The following is a 17,041-nucleotide window of genomic DNA, read 5'->3' on the forward strand; positions in this document are numbered from 1 at the left end:
AGGAGCTAGAGCGCGGCGCGCGGGGGCGAATCAGAGCCCCAGTTCGTAGCGGGCGCTGCGGCCGGCGCCGACGGGGACGAAGGCGCCGAGCTCGACGAGGTGCTGGAGGTCGCGGGTGGCGGTGGCTTTGGAGACGCGGTTGAGCGAGACGTATTTGCGCGCGTTCATCCCGCCTTCGAAGCCACCGGGACCCGCATCGAGCATGCGTCGCACGGTGCGCAGCTGGCGGGCGTTGAGGTGGTCGCGGTGGCGATCGAAGAACCGCGCCTGATTCAGCACAAACATAACCAGCGCCTCGGCGTCGTGCTGGGCGGCGAGCACCGTGGCGACGAAGTAATGCAGCCACGGCGTGATCTCGTTGCTGCGCTGCGCGGTCTCCAGCGCGTCGTAGTAGCGTGACCGGTGTGCCTCGATCGTGCGCGAGAGGCTCAACGTGGCCGGTCGACCGAGCCCTTGCGACAGGGCTTTTTCGGCGAGGGCGCGGCCGATGCGTCCGTTGCCGTCCTCGAAGGGGTGGATGGATTCAAAGTAGAGGTGGGCGACCGCCGCGCGCACCGGCGCTGCGCCGAGCGAGTGGCGGGAGTCGTTGAACCACGCGATGAACCGCGCCATCTCCGCGGGCACTTGGGCGGAGGGCGGGGCTTCGAAGTGCAGCTTCGCTTTTCCGACGGCGCCCGAGACGACCTGCATCGGTTCGGCGTGGGTTCGCCATGCGCCAGCGAGGACGCGGCGATCGCCTTGCATCAGGGTGCGGTGCCAGGCGAACAGGGTCTCTTCAGTCAGGGGAGCATCCCAGGACTCGCGCACCGCGACCATCATTTCTCCGGCGCCGGCGGAGGCTCGGTCGGTCTGCGGGGGCGGGGCATCGGCCAGTCCCAGCCGGTGCCGCACCGAAGACATCACGTCGGGGCGGCTCAGGTATTCGCCCTCGATGGCGGAGGTTTTGACCGCTTCCGCGACCATGAGCTGGACCAAGGCGTCGGTGCGGTCGTGGGCATCCAGACCTTTCAGGAGTCCGGTCACTTGCCCGGCTTGGTCGGCGCAGCGCAGCAGATCGGCCTCCACCGCCGTGAGATCATAGCGGAAGTTTGGCCAATCGGGCTGCTGCCAATTGAAGGACATGAGCCGAATAGACGGCTTAATCGGCTCACAATAAAGCTAAAACGTGAGCCGATTATGGGCCGTAATCGGCTCATGGGCGGCGGGGCAAAAGTCTTTGGACGGCTGCTTGCAGGGGGCGCGGCGAACGTCCTAGCGTGGTCGTTTCGCCTGATGCCGACACCTGCCACGTCCCTGCCTGACCCGATACCCGAGACACCCCGTGAGGAACTTGAACCTGCTCAAAATCAACACTTAAGCGATGACGAGCGCCAGCTCGCGGCGTGGCGCGAGGGGCTGGAGCAACGGCTGGAGGAGCGGGCGCAGATCCGGGCGCGGCATCGCGATCAGTTGGAGGATGCCTACGAGCATCTGCAGTCGCTGCGGGATGGCGTGAACGACCGGGCGGTGCCCGATGATCCGTCGGGTTTCGTGACCGTGCCCGATGCGGCCGAGGTCGCCGCGGCGGCCGCCCCCGAGCCGGTGCGTCTGCCGGATCCGTTTACGCCGGAGGATTTGGTGAACTACCAGATGCCGTCGCTCGAGTTGCTACGCTCGGCGGAGGGCGACGTGGGCGTCTACCGTCAGCCGGAGGACGTGGCGGTCGACAAGGCCAAGCTCCAGGACGCCTTGGACAGTTTTGCGGTTGATGCGCTGGTGCAGGACGCGATCGTGGGTCCGCGCGTGACCCAATATCTGGTGCGGCCGGGCTTCGGTGTGCGGGTGGAGGCGATCGCCTCGCTCGACAAAAACATCGCGCTGGCGATGTCGGCCAACGCGGTGCGCATTCAGGCGCCGATTCCCGGTGAGCAATTTGTGGGCGTGGAGGTGCCGCATCAGCACAGTGCGCCGCTGGCCTTGCGCAGCTCGTTGGAAAACGCGGCGTGGCGCGGCAGCACGGCCGATCTGCCGCTCATGTTGGGTGTCGATGTGACCGGCCGTCACGTGATGCTCGACCTCGCCAAGGCACCGCATGCGCTCATCGCGGGTGCGACCGGTGCGGGCAAGTCGGTCTGCATCAGCAACCTCATCCTGTCGCTCATCTATCGCTTCCGGCCGGACGAGTTGGAGCTGGTGTTGATCGATCCCAAGATCGTCGAGTTCGCCATCTACCGCGATCTGCCGCATCTCATCCATCCGGTCGTGACCGATCCCAAGCAGGCCTGTCAGGCGCTCAAGTGGCTCGTGCGCGAGATGGAGCGGCGTTACCAGGTGCTGGCCGAAAAGAGCGTGCGCAACCTCGCCGGTTACAACGCCAAGGCGACCGCCGAGGGTTTTGCCAAACTGCCCTACATCGTGCTGGTGATCGACGAGTTGGCCGACCTCATGATGACCGCGCCGCAGGAGATCGAGGGCTCCATCGCGCGGCTCGCGCAGATGTCGCGCGCGGTCGGCATTCACACCGTGCTCGCGACGCAACGCCCGTCGGTCAACGTCATCACCGGCGTCATCAAAGCCAACTACCCGACGCGCATCGCCTTCCAGGTTTCGTCGCAGGTCGACAGCCGCACCATCATCGACGGCAAGGGCGCGGAGTCCCTCCAGGGGCGCGGCGACATGCTGTTCAGTCCGCCCGGGATCGGTCGTTTGCAGCGCCTGCAGGCGCCCTACGTCGACGACGCCGAGATCGAAGCGGTCGTGGGCAGCCTCAAGGCCCAGGTGCAGCCGCGTTACCGCGTGGAGCTCCGCGCCGAGGACGCCCCGGGCGGCTCCGAGGACGCGATGGGCGCGACGCTCGAAGCCGGAGCCGACCCGATGCTCAAGGACGCGCTCGAGGTCATCGCCACACAGGGTCGGGCGAGCACGAGTTACCTGCAACGCCGCCTGAAGATCGGCTACAACCGCGCCGCCTCGCTCATCGAGGAGCTGGAGGAGCGCCACTACATCGGACCGCAGGTGGGCAACAACCCGCGGGAAATTTTTGTGCAACCCGAGGACCTGCAATTCGCCTGAGGCGCCGCCTCGATCCTGAACGACCATGTCGACCGAAGATCTCACCGCCGCCGACCTGCTGGCCCGCCTCGAAACCGAAGGTATCCGTGCCGTCACTACGGCGCACCGCAAGCAGCCCATCCCGTCGCGCCTCCTGCAGGAGTTGATCGCTGAGCCGGAAGCGCCGGTCCTAGCCCGCGCTTTCATTGCCGCTTATCCGCTGTCGCCGAGCCACCTGCTGGAGGAGTTGCTGCAGGTCGAGCAACCGCCCGAGGTGTTGGCGCAGCTCGCGACCAATCCGCGCACGCCGCCGCCGCGGCTGAGTGAACTCGCCGCGCATGCCGATGTGGCCGTGCGGGTGCAGGTGGCGACGCATCCCCAATTGCCCGGTCGCGAACTGGCCGCGTTGGCGGATGATGAAGCGGTGGAGGTGCGCCGCGCGCTTGCGGGCAATCCGGCCCTGCGGCTGCCGCACCAAGCCCTCCTGGTGGCCGATGCCGACGACGTGGTGCGCGTGCGTCTCACCGCGCAGCCGACCTTGCCGCGCCCGGTGGCGCTGGCGCTGGCCGATGACGATTGTGCCGTGGTGCAGTTGCAGACCGTCGCGACCGCCACGGTGGAAGACGACATCCTCGAAAACTGGGCCGTGAGCGACGACGAGGCGGTGCAACTCGCCCTGCTGCAGCGCGAGGAGTTGCCGGTGGAGGTCAGCAATCTGCTGGTGCAATCGCCCTTCCCGGAGGTGCGCCGGCAGGCCCGCGAGGGGCTCGACCTCGACGACATCGACCTGCTTTCGCTGGTGCTGGAAGGCGACGAAGAGGAGCGTGCCTGGGTTGCCACGCAGGAGGTGTTGCCGCGGGCGCTGCAAAGTGTGTTGGCGCAGGACAAAGCCGAGAGCGTGCGCGTCGCGCTGGCGGGCAATCCCGTGCTCGACGAAACGATCACGCGCTACTTTGTGGGCGAAGCTTCCGGCGCGGTGTGTGCCGCATTGGCCGCCAATCCGGTGCTCGATGAAACGCAAGTGGAGGCCCTGGCGGCGACGCGCGAACCGGCGGTCCTGGCGGCGTTGGCGTATCGCGAGGATCTCGCGGAGGAGTTCTACGAATTTCTCATGGCGCACAGCGTCGATTTCCGGCGCCACGCGTCGATTCAAGCCCGCCATGATCGCACCATCACGGTCGAGACCGCGCAGGTGCTGCTGTCGGATCCGCTGCCCAGCGTGCGGGAGATGGCGGTGCGGGCGTGCCCGACCTGGCGTCGACCGGACCTCTACGAGCTGGCCCGCGATCCGGCGGTGGCGGTGCGCATCGCGGTGCTGGAGCATCCCAATGCGGCCGACGCGCTGCTGGACGACTACGCCGAGGATGCCGATGCGGCGGTGCGCGCCTGCGTGAAGGCGGAGCGTGAGCGCCGGGCGCAGGCGGTGCCGCGGCCGGCCGTAAAAGCGGCGAAGGCGGAGAGCAGCGTTGACGTGGACGCTGCTAATCCGAGTCTGCCCGACCCGCCCTCCACCCGGACTGCGGCGGCGAAGTCCAAGCGCCCGGCGGCGCCCGCGATCTTCAACAAACTCAAACGCTTTTTCTCTTAACTCTCATTCTAACCACTGCCGTTGAAAGCGGGCCCGAAGCCCACTGATCGGCGCAACCGAACCCTTTCCCATGGCTAAGAAAATCACCCCTCTTTCCTTCCGCGACATCGTGCTGGGGGCCGAAGCCGACGTGATTCGTCAGGCGCTGGCCGCCCGCGAGTCGATCGACGGACTCATCGTGGAACGTCAGGCCGCCTACGAACGCATCGCCGCGCTCGAAGCGCAGGTCGAAGACGTGCTCGGCGAGACCGGCGCGTTCCCGTTCCCGGCTCCGCCGCTGCCGGTCGCCGGTTTTGATCCCAAGGCCGCCACGGTCACCCGCGGCGCCGCCGCCATCCGCAAGGCCGAAGAGGTGTTGTCGGACGGCGACGAATCGACCGACGACGCCGACACCGATGTCGACGCGGACGACGAGATCGAAGCCGACGACGAGGTCGCCGAAGACGGCGACGACGATACCGAGTCCAAGGCCTGAGCACCGGCTCAGTTCCGCCCTTTCGTATCAGCACCGGCATGACGCCCGCTGACCAGATTCGCATCAACACGCTGCTCCTTGAACGGGAGGAGAAATTTGTGCGCGTGCACGAATTGGAGCAGGCGGCGGCGGCGATTCTGGGCGAGCCCTATCCCTTCTCGCAGCCACCGCTGCCGTCGAATCAGCGACGCAAGCAGAAGGGCAAGGCCAAAGGAGCGGGGGCGAAAGGCAAAGCCAAGGGCGGTGGAGGGCTGCGGCTGCGTCGCTTGAAGGACGGCGAGGTGGCTTACCGCGTGTGTTACCGCGACCGCAACGGGGAGCAGGAGGCCTGTTACGAAGAGAGCGGTCCGCTGCTCACCCTGGTGGGCGCGCAGGGCGGATCGCTGACGGTTCACAGTATCGATACGGTGGATACTGAAGGAGCGGCGGTGGAGCGTCTGTGGGCGCCGACGCCTGCGGAGATGGAAGTCCAGGCCTAGGCATTCGGCGCGCTTGCCTCTGGGCGTGAGGCTGAAAAGGTGGCGGCAATCTCATGAGTAACACCGTCGACGTGCGCGAAGAGCCGACCGAGCTCTACAAGATCCTCAAGCTGGCCAATCTGGTGGGCAGTGGCGGCGAAGCGAAGTTCGTCATCGCCGAAGGGTTGGTGCAGGTGAACGGCGAGGTGGAGACGCGCAAGCGGCGCAAAACGATGGCGGGAGACGTGGTGAGTTTTGACGGCCAGAGCGTGACGGTGCGCCTGCGGGCGGAAAAAGACTGAATATTTCCGCAACCGCGCGCGTCGCAGAGGGGTGATAGTTCTTAGCTAACCCGAACCTCATTCCTCCTGCCATGAAATCCATTCGTCGTATTGCGCCCGTGCTGGCGCTTGTTTCCGCGTCCGCTCTGTTCAGCGGTTGCACCATCATCAGCTCCCATGAAGAAGGCCACTTCACCGGTCGCACCGTCGGCGAGGAAAGCCTGCAGCGCATCGTGCCGGGCGAGACCACGGAAGCTTGGGTGATCGCCACGCTGGGGCAGCCGTCACGCACGGAGGAGGTCGATGAAGCGACTCACATCCTCAGCTACCACGCCTCGGAGATTAAGCACGTGGAGGCCTCGCTGCTGTTGATTTTTGACACCAGCACTCGCGTGGAGATCGACCACACGGTGTTTGTGGAGTGTAAGGACGGCGTGGTGCAGCGCTACTGGCGCGAAAGCGATCGCCGCTCGAAACAGCGCGCCTGACGGGGCGAATTTATCGACGAGGCAGCACGGGATTTGGGTCCGGTGCTGCCTTTGATTTTTTTACACCAAGGCCGCAAAGAGAGCAAAGGGGACGCCGGCGGAGGGGCAGGGTGGAGCGGCCGAGATCGCCGCGTTCGCGGGACAGGCGGCCGCTGCTACACTCGGACGGGAAATGTAGCCGCGGGCGGTGGACGGGCGTAGTGCCGGCTTCAGCCGGCATTGGCGCCGGAGGGGCTGGGTGGAGCGGCCGAGACGGCCGCTGCTACACTCGTATGGCTGGCAATTCAGGCGTTGCGCCGGGCGGGGGCGGAAGGGGAGCATGTCGGGCATATGTCCGAAACGCGTCGCGTGGTTACTTTTCACTACACCCTCAAAAATGCTGCCGGGAAGTTGCTCGATACGTCTCAGGGCGGGCAACCCATCACCTATCTCGAAGGTGGGGGCATGATCATCGATGGGCTCGATCAGGCGCTGCGCACTTGGGAGCCGGGGGCGAAGGGCACCGTCGAGGTGCCGGCCGCGCAGGCTTACGGGGAGCGTGACCCGAGTCAGGTGCGCAAGGTGCCGCGCCACGTCATGCCGGTGGAAGGGGAGCTGAAGGTGGGCGATCAATTTCAGACCGCGCCCGATCCGGGCGCGCCGGTCGTGACCGTCGTGGGCATCGAGGACGACGGCGTGATGCTCGATGCCAACCATCCGTTGGCGGGCATGGACCTGAGTTTTGAGGTGGAGCTGGTCAGCACGCGCGCGGCCACGGCCAAGGAGCTGGAGCACGGCCATGTGCATGGTCCGGGTGACCATTGCGGCTGAACCTTTTGCGACCATGACGCCACCGCTCACGATCGTCGGGCAGGGCATCGCCGGCTCCATGCTGGCGTGGCACTGCGAGCGGGCGGGAATCGCGTTTGAAATCTTCGACCGGGGCCATCTCGCGGCGGCGTCGCGGGTGGGCGCGGGCTTGGTGAGTCCGGTGACGGGACGGCGCCTGGTGCCGACGTGGCGTTTTGCGGAGTGGCGGGACGAGGCGCTGCAGATCTATCGCGATTTGGCGGCGGAACTGGGACTGACGCAGCCGGTGGTGCGCGAGTTGCGCTTGCGGCGGGTGTATCGGGACGCGGCGGAGCGAGCGCGTTTTGCGACGCGCTGCAATGTGCCGGAGGTGGCGCAATGGGTCGAGTCGTTGGACGACGACGGCTTGTGGCTGCGCGGCGCGATCCAGGTCGACACCCACGCCATCATCGCGGCCTTGCGCGAGCGCTGGTGGCGGCAGGGGTGCTTGCGCGAGCAGTCGGCGGACGCGGCCACGATGGCGCAGAGCGGTCGGGCCGTGATTTGGTGTGTGGGCGCGGACGCGCCGCGCGTCGTGACCTTGGGGGAAGGCGGGGCGGGTGCCACGTGGGAGCCATCGAAGGGCGAAGTGTTGCGCGGCGTGTTGCCGGGCCTCGCACCCGATACGGTGCTCAACGACGGCCAATGGATCATGCCGATGGGCGGCGACGAGGTGCGGGTGGGCGCGACCTTTCAGCGGCAGGATTTGTCGCCGGGGCTTTCGGCGCGATCGCTGGTTGGTCTGCGGGCGGCGGCGCGGCGGTTGACCGGCCGCGACATGAGCGATGTGGAAGGGTTGAGCGGGTTGCGCGTGACGGTGCCGGATCGGCGGCCGGTGGTCGGCTGGATTGATGGCGCGACCCGAGCGCGCGGCGTGTTCGGTGGGCTGGCAGCGAAGGGCGCGTTGTGGGCACCGGTGTTGGCGGCGCAGTGGGTGGCCGATGGGCTGGAGGGCGGGCGAATCGACCCAGCGGCGCAGGTAAACCGGTTTGGTTGACGTGGAGCTTGGGCGAGACGCGCGGGCATTTCGTCGCAGCGTGCAGGCGTTTTATCGCATTTTCTTTCCCATTCGGCTCTGATCTGGCTCCTCAACCCTTTCCCTCCTTCATGCAGGAAAACCGCTACACAAAATGGATCGCATTGATCGCCGTCTGGACGGTGGTGGGGCTGATCCTGAGCACCGAAGTGTTTTTCACGGTGCGGGTGACGCGGCCGGAGATCGCCTTCTGGGATGTGCTCGCCTCGCAATACGCGCGCGTGGGTTTGTGGGCCTTACTCACGCCGGTGGTGTGGTGGTTGCGGCGAGTGGTGCCGTTGCGCATGGGCAATTGGTTTGGCGGCGTGGGGTTCCACTTCTCGCTGAGCCTGCTCATCATGCTCGGCTACTATCTGGCGCGCATCCTGTTTGTGATGGTGCGGGAAGGAGAGTCGTTGGCGGCGTTTTGGAATGTAGCGGTGGGCAACTTCTTTGGCCGCAACCTCATCGACCTGGTCTTCTACTGGGCGATCATCGGCTCGGGTTACACCTTCGAGATCTACCGCAAATACAAGAACGAGCAGATCAAGGCGGCGCAGCTGGAGTCGCGCCTGGTGCGCACGGAGTTGAGTTCGCTCAAGCAGCAGCTGCATCCGCACTTCCTCTTCAACACCATGAACACGATCTCGGTGCTGGTGCGCGAAGAGCGTAACACCGAGGCGGTGAGCCTGCTCTCCAAACTGAGCGCGTTGCTGCGCATCTCTCTCGACACCTCGCGGGTGGAGGAGGTGACGGTGCGGCAGGAAATGGAATTTCTGGAGCGCTACATCGACATCCAGAAGATGCGTTTCGCCGACCGGCTTTCCGTCGACACCGATATTTCGTCCGAAGCGCTCGAGGCGCGTATTCCCAATCTCCTCCTGCAACCGCTGGTGGAAAACGCGATCATCCACGGCGTCGCCCCTAAGAACGGGCCGGGCCGCGTGCGGGTGGCCGGCGTGGTGAAGGACGGGCGTCTGCACCTCGAAGTGGCCGACGACGGACTCGGCATCGACAACGCCAAGAACGTGCGTTCGCGCGAAGGTATTGGTCTGAGCAATACACGCGAACGCCTCGCCCGGCTCTACGGCGCGCACAGCCAACTCGTGCTCAAGAGCGAGCCGGGGCAGGGCACCACGGTCTCCATCGTCCTGCCCTGCCGCATCTGACTTTCCCTCCCGCCCCGCGACCGAATCACCCCTCCTTGCTGCCCACCATGACTACCTCTCCCGCCACTCCCTACCGTGCTTTGGTCATCGACGACGAACCGGCGGCGCGTCGCGGCGTGAGCCTGCTGCTCAAACCGGAGCGCGACTTCGAAGTGGTGGGCGAAGCCGGCGACGTGATCGGCGCCCTGAAGGCTATCCGCACGGAGAAACCCGACCTGGTGTTTCTCGATGTGCAGATGCCGGGCGGTGACGGCTTCGACGTGCTGCGTCAGCTCACGCCGGACGAGCGGCCGATGGTCGTGTTTGTCACCGCTTACAACCAGCACGCTCTGCGCGCCTTTGAAGTGCATGCGGTCGATTACCTGCTGAAGCCCTTCGATGATGCCCGCTTTGCGGAAACCATCCAACGGGTGCGCGAAGCGTTCCGCTCGCGCCAAACCGCCGCGCTCAGCGCCAAGGTGGAGGCCCTGATCGCGCGACTGGCCGACGAAGGCAGCAACAGCGCGCCGCCGACTCCGCCGCCGGCGGCGGCGAGTGAGGGCGAGGGGGGGGCGCAGGACCGCATCCTGGTGAAGTCCTCGGGCGAGATCATTTTCCTCAAGCCGACGGAGATCGATTGGATAGAAGCCGAGGGCGACTACATGAAGTTTCATGTGGGCGGGAAGTCGCACCTCATGCGCGAGACGATGGCGCGGCTGGAGTCGCGCTTGGACCCGAAGCGCTTCGTGCGCATCCACCGCTCGACCATTGTGAATCTCGATCGGGTGCGGAAGCTGTCGCCCGGTTTTGTGGGGGAATACGCGGTGGTGCTGCAGGACGGCACGAAGCTCAAGTTGAGCCGCGGCTACCAGGATCGTCTGCAGACGCACCTGAAGGCCTTGCTGTAAGCGCATGCGTCCGCGCCAGCCCTCGGGAAACCGGTTTGGGCGTGCGTGGCGGCCTCAAATCCGGGATCGTTTGTCCCGGTAATGGGACGGTTTTCGAGTGGCGATCCTGTTGTTGACACGTGGTTTAAGTCATTCGTCGCACGGAATCGGCCATTCGTCGCAAGACCGGCGGCGTTGGTCGCATAATTGCGACTCCGGCCCCGGGCTTGCGTGTGAGAGCAGGCATGAAAGCCCTCCTCCTGCTCTGCCTCGCGCTCCTCTCGACCTCTTGGGTGCACGCCAGCGGTAACGCCTTGAATCGTTACGCCGCAGATGAGCAGGCCGCCCGCCATGTCCACGCCATGCTCGACGATGAGCTGTGGGCGCAGGTGGTGCGCATCGACAACCGTCGCCGCACCGGTGACTTCCCGCGGGTGGCGTGGGCCACGGTCTTTGAGCTCGGCGAGCGGCTCTGGATTTACCTGCCGCGCTACGGCACGCGCAGCCTGTCGCGTTTTGCCAGTCGGCTGGAGGAGGATAAACTCGATCTCTCCGACGTGTTGCAGCACCTGCACGAAGGTTTCCGCGGGCACGAAGTGGCGGTCGACGACGACGCCACTTGGGTGGGCCCGGTCGCGTGGGAGACCTCGCTAGGCCTGCTCGATGCCGAAGTGCCCAACGGTTGCTTCGTGCGCAGCGTGGCGTGGTTCCAACGGTTGCAGTCGGCCGGTGCGCCGCTGCGTGATGCCCAATTGCTGCTCTACTACGGTGGCAGCGGCGCGGCACGCTGGGGCCACACGGTGCTCTATTACGAAACCGATGCGGGCATGTATTATTGGGATTCCCGTGATCCCCGCGCGGCTCGTCCGGTCCCGGGTGGCGCGGTGCAGGATTCGCTCGCCCTGGCGCGTCGGGTGAGCCCGGCGCAGGCCGGTGGCCAACTCGACTCGGCTCGCACCTTTGACCTGATGCCGGCCAGTTAATCCGGGTGCCGGGCATTGGTCCCGGCGCGGGGTGAATTCGCCTCAGTCACCGGCCCGCCGATCGCACCGTTCGTCGCATTGACCCGATATTGGGACGGGTATTGGCCGCAGCACTACGGCGGTTGATCGGATCGGAATGGGGTTTGGTCGCAAAGCGTTTGTGCGATCCACCGGGCGCTCGTCTTTCGCCGCAGGGCAACTCCCCGGGGTCGTTTCGCGGCCCGGTTGCCCTCGCTTACACAAACTACAGATCAAATGAAAACACTACCGACTGCGCGCGCGATGCGTTCGCGTTGCAGCACTTCGGCGCAGCTTCTTGCCTGCGCCCTGCTGGTGGCTCCGGCCGCCATTGCCCAAGGCACCAACAATGACACGGCCGAAGAGACGGTGAACCTGAACGCCTTCGTGGTGACCGGCTCCCACATCCCCACGACCGAAACCGCCTTCGATGCTCGCACCGTTCCAGTCGAAATCATGGACCGCGCGGAGATCGATCAATCCGGATTCACCACCGCCGGCGAACTGCTCCAGCGCATGACTGTCGCCAACGCGGGTTCGGTGCCGGTGGCCAACAACGCGACCGGATTCACCCCCGCCGCCTCGTCGACCTCCTTGCGCGGACTCGGCCCGGATGCGACTCTCGTGCTGATCAACGGCGCCCGCGTCTCTTCGTATCCAATCGGCAATGACGGCACCACCGCCTTCGTCGACCTGAACGCCATTCCCATCTCGGCCATCGAGCGGGTGGAGGTGCTCAAGGACGGTGCCTCCGCTTCCTATGGTGCCGATGCGGTGGCTGGCGTCGTGAACATCATCCTGCGCCGCGACTTCGAAGGCACCGAGGTCTCGCTGGGTTACGGCAATACCGCGCACAAGGACGCGTCGGAAACCACCGTGAGTGTGATGACGGGCGTCTCCGGCGAGCAGGGCTGGCTCACGGCCGGCTTCAACTACTACAACCGCGAGGCCATTTTTGCGGCCGACCGGGAGTATTCCGCCGTGCCGCCGTTCCTCTCCAGCAACTCCAGCCCGATCAACATCCAGATCACCCGCGCCGCCGCCAACGAGGCGCTTGGCCAGGCACCGGACGCGTCCATCACTGGCGTGCCCGACGGCTCGGATCTGTTCTTCACGAGCAGCTTTGATGCACGTGATCAGAACAACGGTGACCTGCCGGCCTCGGCCTACACCTACGGGTCTGGTCGTTCTTCGAGCTACAACTTCAACGAGTCGGCCGGTGCCTATCCCGAGTATGAACGTTCGGGTGCGTTCCTCTCGTTTGAAAAGAAGGTCTTTGGTTCCGACACGCTGCGCGCTTACGGCGACTTCATTTATCAGAACACCTACGCGGTGAATGAGCTGGCTCCGTCGGCCACCGGCAACTTTGCGAACCCGGGCGGCGTGTCCATCGTCATTCCGGCGCGCACCGCCAACCCGTTCCTGACCCCGGGGGAAGAGGCGGCCGGTTCGCGCTCGGCCGTGGCTGGAGCGTTCAACCCTTTCAATCCGTTCAACCAGGACATCTCTGGTGCGTCCCGCGCTCGTCTGGCCGAGTTTGGCAATCGTATCTACCGAGAGGATACGGATTCGATGCTGCTCACGCTGGGCCTCAAGAGCGACTCGATCCTCAATGACTGGACGCTCGACATGGGCCTGCGCTACAGCCGCATCGACACGGTTTCGCGCGACTCGCTGGTGTCGATCTCGCGCCTCAATCGCGTGCTCAACGCGGCCGACCCGATCTTCGATCCCAACTCGTCCGAATACATCGGCACGACCGTGCCCTACAACCCGTTTGGTTACTACCGCAACCCGATCGAATCCAACGCGCTGGTCGTCGACTACGCTTCGGTCGACCTGCACAACCAGAACGAGTCCGACATGGGTCTCGCCTACCTCCGCCTCGGCAAGGGCGACCTCTTCGAATTGCCGGCGGGCAACGTCGGTTTCGCGACCGGCTTTGAGTATCGCAAGGAGTCCATCACGCAGTCGCCTGATGCGCTGGGGGTTTCCGGTGACGTGATCGGCAGCTCCACCGCCAACATCACCGACGCCGATCGTTCGATCGGTTCCTGGTATGCCGAGACCGAGATTCCGCTGGCTCGCGGCGTGCCGGGTGCGGAGTTGCTCACGCTGAACCTCGCTGGTCGTTACGAGCGTTTCTACACCAGCGACAAGGATACCTTCGTGCCCAAGTTCGGTCTGAAGTGGCTGCCCTTCAACGACGAGTTTGTGATCCGCGCCACCTACGGCGAAGGCTTCCGCGAACCCTCCCTCTACGAGCTCTTCGCCAGCGGCCTCACCTATTCGCTCACGCCGGTGACCGATCCCTTGACCGGTGTGACCGAGCCCGAGCAGGACGTGAGCATCGCGTCGAGCCCGGCCCTCGCGCCGGAGGAAACCGAGAGCGTGAACGTCGGCTTCGTTTGGACGCCAACGGCGCTGCGCGGCTTCACCTTCTCAATGGACCTGTGGAAGATCGAGCGCGCCGGCACGGTGACGGTCGATCACCAGGACGTCGTCAACCGCGACTTCGCGGGTGAAGCGCTGCTGCCGGGTGAGAGCGTGCAGCGCGACAACGCCGGCAACATCATCCTCGTCAACGGTGTGTTCCGTAACCTCGGCAACACCGACATTCAGGGCATCGACTTCGCGACCAGTTATGTGCTGCCGACTGATGCGTGGGGCCGTTTTGATGTGAGCTTCAACGCGAGCTACCTCGATTCGGTGAAGATCCAGCAATTCCCCGGCGCGCCGTTCTTCGAGTATGCCGGTGAAGCGGATGACATCCTCTTCGACAACGCGACCGGCGACGTGTCCACGCCCGGTCTCGGCGACGATGCTTACGTGCAGTGGAAGGCGCAGGCCATCTTCGGTTGGAGTCTCGACGCGTGGTCGGCCTCGATCACGGGTCACTATACCGACGGCTTCCGCGATTACACCGGCAACTGGGATCCGAGTGCGCCGAATGATCCGGCGACGATCACGGATGTCGCGTCGCGCACGACCTGGGATGTGCAGCTCAACTACACCGCGTTTGCCAACCACGACGCGTGGTATGGCGACACCAAGCTCACCCTCGGCGTGCGCAACGTCTTCGACAAGGATCCGCCCTTCGTGAGCGGTTGGGGCGGCAACACCAACGGGTATCCAGGATACCTCTACAACGCCGAAGGCCGCTTCATGTATCTGTCGCTGACGAAGAAGCTGTAAACGACCGCGCCATCGCAAATCACATCACAGCCGCGCCCCGTTCGGAGGGCGCGGCTATTTTGTGGCGGAGAGGCAGGCGGAGCGCGAGCGAGCTCGCGGCCTACAGTGCGGGGGGCGAACCGGGAATGTAGGCTGCGAGTTTACTCGCGCTGCGTTGCCTCCCAGCAAACGGAGGGATAGCCACAAAAAGGCACGAAGAGGCACAAAAAAGGTGGTGGGTGGGGGGACCGCAGATCACGCGGATGGGCGCAGAGGGGACCATGGTTATCGGCCCCAGCGCTGGGTCTTAGTTTTCGTGAATTTTTGTGCCTTTTTGTGGCTAATAAAAAGCGGTCAGGAGGCGGTGAGGCAGTGCAGTCGGGCGTAAAGCCCGACCCACATCCTAGAGGGTAACCTATTTGTGGGTCGGGCTTTACGCCCGACGACTGTGTTGCCCCTCGGTGCCTCGCGTGCTTCAGCGGCTCACTCGGCTGATGGGTTCGGCGAGGTCGGGGTGCACGACGGGGATGAGGAAGTCGTGGTCGTAGAGCGGCGTGACGTCTTCGATCTGGCGGGCGGTTTCGCGCAGGCGGCGGGTGAGCGCGGCGACGATGCGGTCACAGGTCGCGTCGAGCGGCGGCATGTTGGTCGGCAGCGGTGGTGGTGTGGTGTTCATGGCGGGTGGGCTTGCTTGGTGGTGAAGCCCTCCCCGGTGAGGCGCCGGCCGCGGATCTTTCTGGTTTAGCCAAAAAAAGACCCCCTCCGGTGTGGCACCGGAGGGGGCAAAGTGGGAAGCACTTACTCTCCTCTCGGTGCGCGCGTGGCGGACACGGCGGACACTACGGCCACGACGTGAGCGTGGACGGATTTAAGTGCGGATACCGTGGAGGCGAAGTTCATGCGGGAGCGCGTAGAGAGGGGATCGCGGCGAGCGGCGTCAAGCCTCGGTTCCAATGTGCGGTGGTCGGCATATGGTTTGCTGCACCGGGCCGCATGAACCCCTGGCAAAATCCCCTGTCCGCTGTGGCCTGCTGTTGATGGCGTCGCTCGATTGGCTGGTGTTGGCCGTCTATCTCGGCGGCATGATCGCGTTGAGCATCTGGCTCGCGCGCGGGCAGGCGGACGATGCCGACTATTATCTGGGCGGGCGGCGCATCGCGTGGTGGATGGTGGGCATCTCGATCGTGGCGACGCAGAGTTCGGCGATCAGTTTTGTGTCGATTCCGGCCTTTGTGGCGCTGCGCCCGGGCGGTGGGTTGTCGTGGTTGCAATACGAGTTGGCGGTGCCGCTCGCGATGTTGTTCCTGTTGCTCTTCCTCGTGCCGCGCCTGCGGCGGCGCAATCTGGTGAGCGTGTTCGAGTTTCTCACCGAACGCTTCGGTGTCGGCACGGGGCGGTTGCTGGCGGTGGTGTTTATGCTCAGCCGCGGACTGGCGACGGGCATCGGCGTGTATGCGACGGCGTTGGTGCTGTCCCCCATGCTCGGGTGGCATTTGCCAGCGACGATTCTGCTGATCGGGGTGGTGGCGATCATCTACGACACGATCGGCGGGATGAAGGCGGTGGTGGTGTCGGACGTGGTGCAGATGGCGCTCATCGTGGGCGGCGCGGGTTTGGCGATTGCGGTGGCATGGGGAGAAGTGGGTGGGGCGGGGGCGGCGTGGGCGGCGCTGGGCGAGGAGCGGCGCACGGCGGCGCAATGGGCGTCGGGTTTGGGCGATGGCGCGACGGTGCCGTTCTGGGCGTATCTGGTGGGCGGGTTCTTTTTGTATGCGTCGTATTATGGGACCGACCAGAGCCAGGTGCAGCGGCTGATGGCGACGGCGAGTCCGCGGGAGGCGCAGCGGGCGGTGTTGTTGGGCGGTGTGCTGCGGCTGCCGCTCACGCTGGTGTATCTCACGCTGGGCGTGGCGGTGGGTGCGGTGTTTCAGGCGAGCCCGGAGCTGCAAGCGGCGGTGCCGGCGGACAAGCTTGATGCGCTCGTGCCGCAGTTCATTTTGCTCTACTTGCCGGCGGGCGTGAAGGGGTTGGTGTTGGCGGCGATTTTGGCGGCGGCGATGTCGAGTTTGGACTCGGCGATCAACTCACTCTCGGCGGTGACCATGCGCGATTTTGTGGAGCCGTGGTTGCGGCCGGGGGATGCGGCGCGCCTGCGTTGGGGCAAGATCACCACGGTGGCGTGGGGCGCGTTGGTGACGGCGATGGCGTTTGGGGCGGGCAGCATCGACCGCACGGTGATTGAGGCGATCAACAAGATCGGCTCGGCATTCTACGGGCCGGTGTTGGCGACCTTTGTGCTCGGACTCGTGACGAAGCGCGTGCGCGGTGGCGGCATGATGGCCGGCGTCGCGGCGGGCGTCGGCGCCAACCTCACGGTGTGGCTGGCGGGTTGGCCGATTCATTGGATGTGGTGGAACGTGCTCGGCTGTGCGGTGACGACGGTGGTGGCGTTCGCGTGGCCGACACGAGGGGCGACGGCGGCGGTGCGGCCGACCGGCGGGGAAGTGGTGGCGGTGGAAGCCGGTGTGAGCCGCCGCAACGCGGGGCTCATTCTCGGCGGCGGTTTTCTTTTTACGCTGATTCTCGTGCTGGCGTTCTGAAATCTGCCGATTCGTTTTGAGCTAACGGGGTAAGTGACGCTTCTTGGGCGCAGCTTTCATGGAGGAAC

General features: G+C 65.3%; 15 protein-coding genes. 13 read left to right on the plus strand and 2 right to left on the minus strand.

Annotated elements, in window-relative coordinates:
• Positions 1-30 precede the first annotated feature (30 nt).
• Complete coding sequence (locus K1X11_RS17565) at positions 31-1,122, minus strand: Fic family protein (RefSeq protein WP_221033082.1); 1,092 nt, start codon at positions 1,120-1,122, stop codon at positions 31-33.
• A gap of 150 nt (positions 1,123-1,272) precedes the next feature.
• Here K1X11_RS17565 and K1X11_RS17570 point away from each other — a divergent pair, with 150 nt between their 5' ends.
• The 12 genes from K1X11_RS17570 to K1X11_RS17625 all read left to right on the plus strand — a co-directional run bounded on the left by K1X11_RS17570 (position 1,273) and on the right by K1X11_RS17625 (position 14,394).
• A complete protein-coding gene (locus K1X11_RS17570) occupies positions 1,273-3,051 on the plus strand; it encodes a DNA translocase FtsK (RefSeq protein WP_221033083.1) in 1,779 nt (592 codons plus the stop codon).
• Between the two features lie 25 nt (positions 3,052-3,076).
• Positions 3,077-4,618, plus strand: coding sequence for a hypothetical protein (locus K1X11_RS17575; RefSeq protein ID WP_221033084.1), 1,542 nt, complete (start codon positions 3,077-3,079; stop codon positions 4,616-4,618).
• Between the two features lie 70 nt (positions 4,619-4,688).
• Positions 4,689-5,093: a hypothetical protein gene (locus K1X11_RS17580; RefSeq protein ID WP_225919717.1), complete on the plus strand. Its 405-nt coding sequence runs from the start codon at positions 4,689-4,691 to the stop codon at positions 5,091-5,093.
• 38 nt (positions 5,094-5,131) lie between these two features.
• On the plus strand, positions 5,132-5,572 hold the full coding sequence (locus K1X11_RS17585) for a hypothetical protein (RefSeq protein ID WP_221033085.1): 441 nt from the start codon (positions 5,132-5,134) through the stop codon (positions 5,570-5,572).
• A gap of 53 nt (positions 5,573-5,625) precedes the next feature.
• Entirely contained in the window at positions 5,626-5,853 is a 228-nt protein-coding gene (locus K1X11_RS17590) for an RNA-binding S4 domain-containing protein (RefSeq protein ID WP_221033086.1), read from the plus strand.
• Between the two features lie 71 nt (positions 5,854-5,924).
• Entirely contained in the window at positions 5,925-6,320 is a 396-nt protein-coding gene (locus K1X11_RS17595; protein ID WP_221033087.1) for a hypothetical protein, read from the plus strand.
• A 330-nt stretch (positions 6,321-6,650) separates the two neighbouring features.
• Positions 6,651-7,130, plus strand: coding sequence for an FKBP-type peptidyl-prolyl cis-trans isomerase (locus K1X11_RS17600; protein ID WP_221033088.1), 480 nt, complete (start codon positions 6,651-6,653; stop codon positions 7,128-7,130).
• 13 nt (positions 7,131-7,143) lie between these two features.
• Positions 7,144-8,145 (plus strand): NAD(P)/FAD-dependent oxidoreductase, encoded by a 1,002-nt coding sequence (locus K1X11_RS17605; RefSeq protein ID WP_221033089.1) that lies wholly within the window; start codon positions 7,144-7,146, stop codon positions 8,143-8,145.
• 110 nt (positions 8,146-8,255) lie between these two features.
• The gene (locus K1X11_RS17610) at positions 8,256-9,332 is read left to right on the plus strand and encodes a sensor histidine kinase (protein WP_221033090.1); all 1,077 of its coding nucleotides are present in this window, start codon (positions 8,256-8,258) and stop codon (positions 9,330-9,332) included.
• A 47-nt stretch (positions 9,333-9,379) separates the two neighbouring features.
• Positions 9,380-10,219, plus strand: a complete 840-nt coding sequence (locus K1X11_RS17615) for a LytR/AlgR family response regulator transcription factor (protein ID WP_221033091.1) — start codon at positions 9,380-9,382, stop codon at positions 10,217-10,219.
• A gap of 224 nt (positions 10,220-10,443) precedes the next feature.
• On the plus strand, positions 10,444-11,181 hold the full coding sequence (locus K1X11_RS17620; protein WP_221033092.1) for a hypothetical protein: 738 nt from the start codon (positions 10,444-10,446) through the stop codon (positions 11,179-11,181).
• 282 nt (positions 11,182-11,463) lie between these two features.
• Positions 11,464-14,394, plus strand: a complete 2,931-nt coding sequence (locus K1X11_RS17625) for a TonB-dependent receptor domain-containing protein (protein ID WP_221033093.1) — start codon at positions 11,464-11,466, stop codon at positions 14,392-14,394.
• A gap of 454 nt (positions 14,395-14,848) precedes the next feature.
• Here K1X11_RS17625 and K1X11_RS17630 read toward each other — a convergent pair whose 3' ends face one another.
• Positions 14,849-15,049, minus strand: coding sequence for a hypothetical protein (locus tag K1X11_RS17630; RefSeq protein ID WP_221030474.1), 201 nt, complete (start codon positions 15,047-15,049; stop codon positions 14,849-14,851).
• Between the two features lie 361 nt (positions 15,050-15,410).
• Here K1X11_RS17630 and K1X11_RS17635 point away from each other — a divergent pair, with 361 nt between their 5' ends.
• The gene (locus K1X11_RS17635; protein WP_221030475.1) at positions 15,411-16,973 is read left to right on the plus strand and encodes a sodium:solute symporter family transporter; all 1,563 of its coding nucleotides are present in this window, start codon (positions 15,411-15,413) and stop codon (positions 16,971-16,973) included.
• Positions 16,974-17,041: the final 68 nt, after the last annotated feature.

The sequence above is a fragment of the Actomonas aquatica genome, assembly GCF_019679435.2.
Classification (GTDB): Bacteria; Verrucomicrobiota; Verrucomicrobiia; order Opitutales; family Opitutaceae; genus Actomonas; species Actomonas aquatica.

Coding starts and splice junctions, on each gene's coding strand:
- K1X11_RS17600 (WP_221033088.1), top strand. CDS start 6,651: ATGTCCGAAACGCGTCGCGTGGTTACTTTTCACTACACCCTCAAAAAT.
- K1X11_RS17610 (WP_221033090.1), top strand. CDS start 8,256: ATGCAGGAAAACCGCTACACAAAATGGATCGCATTGATCGCCGTCTGG.
- K1X11_RS17565 (WP_221033082.1), bottom strand. CDS start 1,122: ATGTCCTTCAATTGGCAGCAGCCCGATTGGCCAAACTTCCGCTATGAT.
- K1X11_RS17575 (WP_221033084.1), top strand. CDS start 3,077: ATGTCGACCGAAGATCTCACCGCCGCCGACCTGCTGGCCCGCCTCGAA.
- K1X11_RS17625 (WP_221033093.1), top strand. CDS start 11,464: ATGCGTTCGCGTTGCAGCACTTCGGCGCAGCTTCTTGCCTGCGCCCTG.
- K1X11_RS17570 (WP_221033083.1), top strand. CDS start 1,273: ATGCCGACACCTGCCACGTCCCTGCCTGACCCGATACCCGAGACACCC.
- K1X11_RS17615 (WP_221033091.1), top strand. CDS start 9,380: ATGACTACCTCTCCCGCCACTCCCTACCGTGCTTTGGTCATCGACGAC.
- K1X11_RS17580 (WP_225919717.1), top strand. CDS start 4,689: ATGGCTAAGAAAATCACCCCTCTTTCCTTCCGCGACATCGTGCTGGGG.
- K1X11_RS17635 (WP_221030475.1), top strand. CDS start 15,411: ATGGCGTCGCTCGATTGGCTGGTGTTGGCCGTCTATCTCGGCGGCATG.
- K1X11_RS17595 (WP_221033087.1), top strand. CDS start 5,925: ATGAAATCCATTCGTCGTATTGCGCCCGTGCTGGCGCTTGTTTCCGCG.
- K1X11_RS17605 (WP_221033089.1), top strand. CDS start 7,144: ATGACGCCACCGCTCACGATCGTCGGGCAGGGCATCGCCGGCTCCATG.
- K1X11_RS17585 (WP_221033085.1), top strand. CDS start 5,132: ATGACGCCCGCTGACCAGATTCGCATCAACACGCTGCTCCTTGAACGG.
- K1X11_RS17590 (WP_221033086.1), top strand. CDS start 5,626: ATGAGTAACACCGTCGACGTGCGCGAAGAGCCGACCGAGCTCTACAAG.
- K1X11_RS17630 (WP_221030474.1), bottom strand. CDS start 15,049: ATGAACACCACACCACCACCGCTGCCGACCAACATGCCGCCGCTCGAC.
- K1X11_RS17620 (WP_221033092.1), top strand. CDS start 10,444: ATGAAAGCCCTCCTCCTGCTCTGCCTCGCGCTCCTCTCGACCTCTTGG.